This window comes from Rhizobium sp. BR 250 (genome assembly GCF_047445855.1).
Lineage (GTDB): Bacteria > Pseudomonadota > Alphaproteobacteria > Rhizobiales > Rhizobiaceae > Agrobacterium > Agrobacterium tumefaciens_I.
The window spans coordinates 319,842-328,284 of the sequence record NZ_JARWKW010000007.1 but is presented as its reverse complement, the minus strand read 5'-3'; the positions used below and the strand labels follow the sequence as shown (position 1 = coordinate 328,284).

Here is an 8,443-nt window from a genome sequence, read left to right as displayed (position 1 = left end):
ATCTCTGGTCGGGCTGGGCGGGGCTTTCCGGCATTTTCTGTTTTCTCGCCGCCTGGCAGGCCGGGCATGAGATTTATGGCTCCTTCATCCTGCCTTCACCGGGTGAGACCTTCGCTGCCATCGGGGTGCTTGCAGCGCGGCCGGATTTCTTCACGATCCTGTCGCAGAGCGCCGTCAGGGCGCTGACCGGTTTTGCCATTGCCGCAGGCATCGGCACGGTGGCGGGTGTGCTGGCCGGTTATTCCTTCGCGGCGATGCGGTTGATGAAGCCTGTCGTCACCGTCCTGCTCGGCGTGCCGCCCATCGGCTGGATCGTGCTGGCGCTGATCTGGTTCGGCTCGTCGGGAGGCACGGCCGTCATGACCGTGGTCATCGCCTCGGCGCCGGTCTCCTTCGCCGGCGCACTGGAAGGTGTGGCCAAGCGGGACCGGCAGCTGGAGGTCATGGCGCAGGCCTTCGGCGCTCCGTGGTTCTACCGTCTGCGCACGGTCACCATGCCGCATGTTCTCTCCTATCTCTTTCCGGCCTGGACAACGACGGCCGGCAGCGCCTGGAAAGTGACAGTCATGGCCGAGCTTCTGTCCAATTCCGGCGGCATTGGCGGCGAATTGGCGACCGCACGGGCGCTGTTCGATATCGCGCAGGTCAGCGCCTGGCTCACCATCACGGTCGGCCTTGCACTGCTGACCGATTACGGCCTGCTGCATCTGCTGCGCGAAGCGCTGGAACGCTGGCGCGCCGCCGGGCTGCCATGGGGTGTCAAACGATGAGCGAGCATCTTGCCCTTGGTTTTGAACATGTCGGCCACGCCTTTCTGGGTCGCAGCCTGTTCGAGAATTTTGATCTCACCATAGCGCCGGGGGAAACCGTGGCGCTGCTCGGCCCTTCCGGCAGCGGCAAGACGACGATCCTGCAGATCGCGGCCGGTATCATCGATCCCGTGCGCGGCCGTGTGCACCGCCATTATCGCCGGCAGGGGCTGGTGTTTCAGGAACCACGGCTTTTGCCGTGGATGACATTGATCGACAATATCGCCTACGGCCTTGCGGCTGCCGGTATGCCGAGAAGGGAGCGACGGGAAAGGGCAGGGCATTTTGCGCTGGAAGTCGGCCTGGAAGAGGCGGATTTCGGTAAATATCCGGTCGAACTTTCCGGCGGCATGCGCCAGCGCGCCGGGGTGGCGCGGGCGCTCGCCGTGGAACCGGACATGCTGTTTCTGGACGAGCCCTTCAGCGCCGTTGATGTCGGGCTGCGCCGCCATCTGCAGGAGCTTCTGGTGGCCGCCTCCCGCAGGCGCGGTTTCTCCACGCTTCTCGTGACGCATGACCTTCATGAAGCACTGCTGGTGGCCGACAGGTTGATCGTGCTCTCCGGTGTCGATGGCCGCGTCATCGCCACGCACACGCCCGCCGGCTCGCCGGGCCGGCGCATGGCGCGTGCGGTTTTCGACGAGGCGGAATTGCTGGCCGAAAGCCCGGCCTTTGCCGAACTGTTTTCGGCACGGGAGCGGACGAGATGAGGGCGCGCCCCATTCTTTCCGAGGCCCTGCGGCTGTTTTTCCCGCTCGCTGCGCTCCATGGCGCGGTCTGGCCGTTTCTGTGGATCGTCATTGGCGGTTATGACCTGCCTTTCGGCGATGCCGTTCCGCCATCGCAATGGCACGCGCATGAAATGATTTTTGGCACCTATGGCATGGCGCTTGCCGGCTTCCTTGGTTCGGCAGTTCCGGAGTGGACCGATACCAGGGCGGCCTCGGGCAGCACGCTTCTTGCTCTCGCCGGCCTCTGGCTGCCGGGTCGCCTGATCGGGTTTGCGGGGGGCGATGCATGGAGCCTGCCGGCGGGCTTTTTCGATCTGGCCTTTCTGCTGGCGCTTTCCGCCCTCATCGGCACGGCGATGCTGGCGCGGCGTACGGTGAAACATCTGGCCTTCCTCATCTGGCTTTTTCTGTTCACGGCGGCGGAAGCGGCTGTGCGTTATGCCTGGTGGAGCGGTGATCTGGACCTCGCATCCCGCTGTCTGGAGGCGGCGCTGTGCATCTTTATCGTGCTGTTTTCACTGTCCGCCGCGCGTATCAATGTCGTCGTCCTCAATCTGGCGCTCGATCCAACCGGGGGGACAACCCCTTATCGGCCGCATCCCGGCCGCCAGCACATGGCGGGCGCGATGGTGACGCTTTATATGGCGGCGAAACTTTTCTTTCCGCAAAGCGATGTCTGTGCCTGGCTGGCGCTTGCGGCCGGCGCCGCGTTTTTCGACCGGCTGGCCGAATGGTTCATCGGCCGCGCCGTCTTCAAGACCGAGGTTTTGCTGCTCGGCCTCGGCAATGCCTTCGCCGGGGCGGGGTTTCTGGCGCTCGGGGCGACACGACTCGGTTTTTCCGTCCCACCGGCCGCAGGCCTGCATCTCCTGTCGGTGGGGGCGCTTGGTTGCGCCGTCATGGCCGTCTTCATCATTGCCGGGCTCAGGCATACCGGACGTGATCTGGCGCATCTGCCATGGCAGGCGCATGCGGCAGCCGGGCTGATGGTGATGGCCGGGCTGATCCGCATCCTGCCCGAATTCGATTTCGCAGCGATCCTGTCTCCCTATCATCACGGCCTCAGTGCAATGGTGTGGGCTGCGAGTTTCGGTGTCTGGCTACAGGGCTTTCTGCCCTTCATGCGTGCGCCGGGCATGGACGAGGCGGGGGCATGCGGATGAGCGAGCTCTCACGGCGCCGGCGGCAGGGCGCTCACCCTTTCCATTCCCGATGTTTATTTTTTTGGCAAAAGCCCAATATGAAATCAGTGACTTAGGTGGGCGGTATTGATGAATGTTATTTCTGATAAATAATCAATAAAATCAAGTGGTTGAATATTTCCGTCTTTTCGCCGATGATGACTCGAACCGAATAGGAAACGCGAATATGCCTAAAATAGTCGCGCCCCAGAATGCCGATGAAAAGCAGGGCCGGACGAGGGAGCTTGTGACCTTTGCCGTCCTGGCCTTTGGAATCTGGCCCATACTGGCGGTTGGATTTGTCGGGGCCTATGGCTTCATCTGCTGGATGTTCCAGATCATTTACGGGCCGCCGGGGCCTCCCGGTCATTGAGGGCTAAATGATGATGGAACTCAATCGGCGCGATTTCCTGCGCGGCGGACAAAAACAAAAACCGCGTATCTGTCCCCCCGGGGTCGCGTTGAGCGACCTCGCCGCTTGTAGCGGTTGCGCAAAATGCGTCGAAGCCTGTCCCACCGGCATCATCGCGATGGCGGGCGGCTTGCCTTCGGTCGATTTCTCCGCCGGGGAATGCAACTTCTGCGGCAAATGCGCGGAAGCCTGTCCCGAGCCGGTTTTTGCCGTGCCTGCGGCGCAGCGCTTCGATCATGTCATGGCGATCGGCGAGGGCTGTCTCGCCTTCGGCAATATCGATTGCCAGGCCTGCCGCGATGCCTGTCCGACAGAGGCGATCCGGTTTCGCCCGCGCCGCGGCGGCCCTTTCGTGCCGCAGCTTGTCAGGGATGCCTGCACCGGCTGCGGGGCCTGCGTGTCCGTCTGTCCGGCCGGTGTGATCGAGATCAAGGATAGAGCCACGGAGATGCAATATGCCTGAAAATACGGGCCGGTATCATGTTTCAAGCGCCGTGGTGGCGGTGATGCCGCAGATGCGGGACGCCGTGTTTGCAACGCTTTTGACGCTCGACAATGTCGAGGTTCATGGCGAGGGCAACGGCAAGTTCGTCATCGTCATCGATGGCACGAGCACCGGCATGTTGGGCGATACGCTCACTTATATTTCGACACTCGACGGTGTGATTGCCGCCAACATGGTTTTTGAACACGTCGATACAGAGGAGACGAGCGGCGATGAGCAGCGAACTGACGCGGCGTGATCTATTGAAGGCGCATGCCGCCGGCATTGCGGCGGCAACGGCGGGCATTGCGCTTCCCGCCGCCGCCCAGCCGGTGCCGGGCGGTGTTTCCGCATTGCAGATCAAATGGTCCAAGGCGCCCTGTCGTTTCTGCGGCACGGGCTGCGGCGTCATGGTCGGCGTCAAGGAAGGCAAGGTGGTCGCCACCCATGGCGACATGCAGGCGGAGGTCAATCGTGGCCTCAACTGCATCAAGGGCTATTTCCTGTCCAAGATCATGTATGGCAAGGACCGCCTGCAAACCCCGCTGCTGCGCAAGAAAAACGGCGTTTATGCCAAGGATGGCGAATTCGAACCGGTAAGCTGGGACGAGGCCTTCGACGTGATGGCCGCGCAGTGCAAGCGCGTGCTGAAGGAAAAGGGACCGACGGCCGTCGGCATGTTCGGCTCCGGCCAATGGACGATCTTCGAGGGTTATGCCGCGACCAAGCTGATGCGCGCCGGCTTCCGCTCCAACAATCTCGATCCCAATGCCCGCCACTGCATGGCGTCGGCCGCCTACGCCTTCATGCGCACCTTCGGCATGGACGAGCCGATGGGCTGCTACGACGATTTCGAACATGCCGATGCCTTCGTGCTCTGGGGCTCGAACATGGCGGAGATGCACCCCATCCTGTGGACCCGCATTGCCGACCGGCGTCTGGGTTTCGACCATGTGAGGGTGGCGGTGCTTTCGACCTTCACCCATCGCAGCATGGATCTCGCCGATATCCCCATGGTCTTCAAGCCGGGCACGGATCTCGTCATCCTCAATTACATCGCCAACCACATCATCAAGACCGGGCGCGTCAACGAAGACTTCGTGAAGAACCACACGAAATTCGTGCGTGGTGTCACCGATATCGGTTATGGCCTGCGGCCCGACAATCCGGTGGAGGTGAATGCCGCCAATTCAGCCGATCCGACCAAGACGGAAGCGATCGATTTCGAGACCTTCAAGGAATTCGTCTCCGAATACACGCTGGAAAAGACCGCCGCCATGACCGGCGTGGAGGCCGGCTTCCTGGAGGAACTGGCCGAGCTTTATGCCGACCCGAAACGCAAGGTCATGTCGCTCTGGACCATGGGTTTCAACCAGCATGTTCGCGGCGTCTGGGCCAACCAGATGGTCTATAACATCCATCTTTTGACCGGCAAGATTTCCGAGCCGGGCAACAGCCCGTTCTCGCTCACCGGCCAGCCCTCGGCCTGCGGCACGGCGCGCGAGGTGGGAACCTTCGCCCACCGCCTGCCGGCCGACATGACGGTGACCAACCCGGAACACCGTAAACATGCCGAGGAAATCTGGCGCATCCCGCACGGCATTATCCCGGAAAAGCCGGGTTACCACGCCGTGCAGCAGGATCGCATGCTGCATGACGGCAAGCTGAATTTTTACTGGGTACAGGTCAACAACAATGTTCAGGCCGGCCCCAACACCAAGAACGAGACTTATCTCGGTTATCGCAACCCGGAAAACTTCATCGTGGTTTCGGATGCCTATCCGACCATCACTGCCATGAGCGCCGACCTCATCCTGCCTGCCGCCATGTGGGTGGAGAAGGAAGGGGCCTATGGCAATGCCGAGCGGCGCACCCATGTCTGGCACCAGCTGGTGGAGGCCTCGGGCGAGGCGCGTTCCGACCTCTGGCAGCTGGTGGAATTCTCCAAACGTTTCACCACCGACGAGGTGTGGCCGGCGGAGATACTCGACGCCAATCCCGCCTATCGTGGCAAGACGCTTTACGAGGTGCTCTACAAGGACAGCGATGTCGGCAAGTTCCCGCTGAGCGAGATCAACGCGGATTACCAGAACCAGGAATCCAAGGATTTCGGTTTCTATCTGCAGAAGGGTCTCTTCGAAGAATACGCCGCCTTCGGGCGTGGCCACGGCCACGATCTGGCGCCCTACGATGCCTATCACGAGGTGCGCGGCATGCGCTGGCCCGTCGTCGATGGCAAGGAGACCTTGTGGCGTTATCGCGAGGGTTACGACCCCTATGTCAAACCCGGCGAGGGCGTGAAGTTCTACGGCAACAAGGACGGCAAGGCGGTCATCATCGCCGTGCCCTACGAGCCGCCGGCGGAATCTCCCGATGAGGAATTCGATACCTGGCTGGTGACGGGCCGCGTGCTGGAGCACTGGCATTCCGGCTCCATGACCATGCGCGTGCCGGAACTCTACAAGGCCTTTCCCGGCGCCCGCTGTTTCATGAATGCCGACGATGCGCGCAAGCGCGGGCTCAATCAGGGTGCGGAAATCCGCATCGTCTCGCGCCGCGGCGAAATCCGCTCGCGGGTGGAAACGCGCGGCCGCAACCGCATGCCGCCCGGCGTCGTCTTCGTTCCCTGGTTCGATGCCAGCCAGCTGATCAACAAGGTGACGCTCGACGCAACCGATCCCATCTCCAAGCAGACGGATTTCAAGAAATGCGCAGTCAAGATAGAGCCAGTCGCATGATCAGGAAACACGGATGGATCGCCGCCACGCTTCTGGTCGTGGCTCTTGCGACGGGGGCCGTCGCGCAGATGGTGCCGGAACTGTCCGGCCCGCGCGGCGACGCGATGAAGACCGAGCCGGCCAAACCTCTGCCGAAATGGGTGATCGACGATTTCAGGCGCATGCGCGCCTATCCGGAACAGCCGCCGGTCATCCCGCATTCGATCGACGGTTACCAGCTGTCGGTCAATGCCAACCGCTGTCTGTCCTGCCACAAGCGCGAATTCACGCAGGATTCCGGCGCGCCGATGATCAGCGTCACCCACTATATGACGCGCGAAGGCCAGATGCTGGCGGATGTTTCGCCGCGCCGTTATTTCTGCACCGCCTGCCACGTACCGCAGGCTGATACCCGGCCACTCGTGCCCAACACGTTTGAGGACATGAGCACGATGGGTGTAAAACCGGCGGGTAGCGAATGATGATCGCCCGTGTGAAAAAACTTCTCGCCTGGCTTTGGGCGGTGCTGACGACACCGGCGGGTACGCTCAGCCTCGCCTTCCTGACGCTCGGCGGCTTCGTCGGTGGCGTGATGTTCTGGGGCGCCTTCAACACGGCGCTGGAAATGACCAACAAGGAAGCCTTCTGCATTTCCTGCCACGAGATGCGCGCCAATGTTTATGAGGAACTGACCCGGACGGTGCATTTTTCCAACCGTTCGGGCGTGCGTGCTTCCTGTCCGGATTGCCATGTGCCGCATGAGTGGACCGACAAGATCGCCCGCAAGATGCAGGCTTCAAAGGAAGTCTGGGGCAAGATTTTCGGCACCATCGACACCCGCAAGAAGTTCCTCGACAAGCGGCTGGAGCTTGCCCAGCACGAATGGTCGCGCCTGAAGGCCAATGACAGCTTGGAGTGCCGCAACTGCCATTCTTCCGCCGCCATGGACTTCACCAAACAGACGCAGCGCGCCGCCGATATCCATTCCAAATATCTGCTGACGGGCAAGGCCACCTGCATCGATTGCCACAAGGGCATCGCACATGAGTTGCCGAACATGGAAGGCATCGATCCCGGCTGGAAAATGCCGCTGGCGCTCGACGACCAGCCGGGGCCGACGGCATCTGCGGTGGATGACCTGCGGCGTGCAATGACGGATGTGCACCGGAACGTGTTCTGACGATCACGGCGAGGTGGTGGGAACCCGGTTGGGCCGCAATCAGGCCCGGTCGGCTTCTTCGATGAAGCGGCGCAACAGCGGCAGATGCCGCCTTTCGGCGAGGCAGATCGCATATTCGTCGATGAGTTCGTTGGCGTCGCACAGCGGCACGAAGGCAAGACGCACATCGTGGCCGAATTCCAGATCGGCAACCACGCCGCATCCCACCCCGTTGGCGATGGCTTCGCGCACACCCTCGCGGGAGGAAATCTCGACGACCGGCTGGATGGAGATGCCATGATCGGCGAGGTTCTTTTCGAAGATCTCGCGGGTGCGCGAGCCCCGTTCGCGCATGACGAAGGACAGGCCTCCAGTTCGGCCATGAAGGCGCGCTCCCGCTCCGCCAGCGGGTGCGAGACGGGTACACACAGACCGAGCCGCATGCTGAGAAACTTGACGCCATAGAGACGCGGATCGTCCGGTGCGCGGGCGGTGATGGCGACATCGGCGCGATAGTCGATGATCTGCTCCACCACCCGGGCCGAATTGTCGACCGAAAGGGAAAAGGTGAGCTGTGGCCGCTCCGCCTTCAGCCGTGACGGTGGAGCGCATTTCGGCGGATGTGATGGTCGATCAGCGAACGGGTGCGAGCTATTACATCGTGCGCGTCGCCACCTCGCAGGAGCAGATAAAGCAGCTGGGAGAATTCAGCCTCATGCCCGGCATGCCGGTGGAAGCCTTCATCACCACCGGCGAAAGAAGCGTGTTGTCGTATTTCCTCAAGCTCTTGCTCGATCAGGCAAACCGCACCTTCCGGCAGGACTGAGCGGGGGCGCCCAACTTTTAGCCGGCGAAGGCGGAAGCCGGTTTGCCGGTCGCTATGGCCCGCCCTGTCGTTCAGGGTGGGCCGAGAGCGCATTACAACAAAGAAAACGCCCTGCATCCTTGCG

At 62.0% G+C, this 8,443-nt stretch carries 10 protein-coding genes and 1 pseudogene; 10 read left to right on the top strand and 1 reads right to left on the bottom strand.

Features of this window, described 5'->3' with window-relative positions:
- From QD336_RS14265 to QD336_RS14225, 9 genes are all read left to right on the top strand, one after another.
- Nucleotides 1-770 (top strand): ABC transporter permease (locus QD336_RS14265; protein WP_499171092.1); only part of this gene is annotated, 770 nt, incomplete at its 5' end.
- On the top strand, nucleotides 767-1,519 hold the full coding sequence (locus QD336_RS14260) for an ATP-binding cassette domain-containing protein (RefSeq protein ID WP_269345257.1): 753 nt from the start codon (nucleotides 767-769) through the stop codon (nucleotides 1,517-1,519). The genes QD336_RS14265 and QD336_RS14260, both read left to right, overlap by 4 nt.
- Nucleotides 1,516-2,703, top strand: a complete 1,188-nt coding sequence (locus tag QD336_RS14255; RefSeq protein ID WP_499171091.1) for an NnrS family protein — start codon at nucleotides 1,516-1,518, stop codon at nucleotides 2,701-2,703. Before QD336_RS14260 ends, QD336_RS14255 begins: the two co-directional genes overlap by 4 nt.
- Before the next feature lie 205 nt (nucleotides 2,704-2,908).
- A complete protein-coding gene (gene napE / locus QD336_RS14250; protein ID WP_269345261.1) occupies nucleotides 2,909-3,094 on the top strand; it encodes a periplasmic nitrate reductase, NapE protein in 186 nt (61 codons plus the stop codon).
- A 7-nt stretch (nucleotides 3,095-3,101) separates the two neighbouring features.
- Nucleotides 3,102-3,596: a ferredoxin-type protein NapF gene (locus tag QD336_RS14245; RefSeq protein WP_269345263.1), complete on the top strand. Its 495-nt coding sequence runs from the start codon at nucleotides 3,102-3,104 to the stop codon at nucleotides 3,594-3,596.
- Nucleotides 3,589-3,876 carry a chaperone NapD gene (locus tag QD336_RS14240; protein ID WP_269345265.1) on the top strand — a complete coding sequence of 96 codons (288 nt, stop codon included), beginning with the start codon at nucleotides 3,589-3,591 and terminating at the stop codon, nucleotides 3,874-3,876. The genes QD336_RS14245 and QD336_RS14240 overlap by 8 nt, the downstream gene beginning before the upstream one ends.
- A complete protein-coding gene (gene napA / locus QD336_RS14235) occupies nucleotides 3,851-6,355 on the top strand; it encodes a periplasmic nitrate reductase subunit alpha (RefSeq protein ID WP_269345266.1) in 2,505 nt (834 codons plus the stop codon). Before QD336_RS14240 ends, napA begins: the two co-directional genes overlap by 26 nt.
- On the top strand, nucleotides 6,325-6,816 hold the full coding sequence (locus tag QD336_RS14230; RefSeq protein ID WP_010973823.1) for a nitrate reductase cytochrome c-type subunit: 492 nt from the start codon (nucleotides 6,325-6,327) through the stop codon (nucleotides 6,814-6,816). The genes napA and QD336_RS14230 overlap by 31 nt, the downstream gene beginning before the upstream one ends.
- A 2-nt stretch (nucleotides 6,817-6,818) precedes the next feature.
- Nucleotides 6,819-7,514 (top strand): cytochrome c3 family protein, encoded by a 696-nt coding sequence (locus QD336_RS14225; protein WP_269345777.1) that lies wholly within the window; start codon nucleotides 6,819-6,821, stop codon nucleotides 7,512-7,514.
- 39 nt (nucleotides 7,515-7,553) lie between these two features.
- Here the strand turns inward: QD336_RS14225 and QD336_RS14220 are convergent.
- Nucleotides 7,554-8,029: pseudogene (locus tag QD336_RS14220) on the bottom strand (LysR substrate-binding domain-containing protein).
- 38 nt (nucleotides 8,030-8,067) lie between these two features.
- On the opposite strand from QD336_RS14220, the gene QD336_RS14215 reads away from it, so the two are divergent.
- The gene (locus tag QD336_RS14215) at nucleotides 8,068-8,319 is read left to right on the top strand and encodes a beta-barrel domain-containing protein (protein ID WP_269345273.1); all 252 of its coding nucleotides are present in this window, start codon (nucleotides 8,068-8,070) and stop codon (nucleotides 8,317-8,319) included.
- The last annotated feature ends 124 nt before the right edge of the window (nucleotides 8,320-8,443 follow it).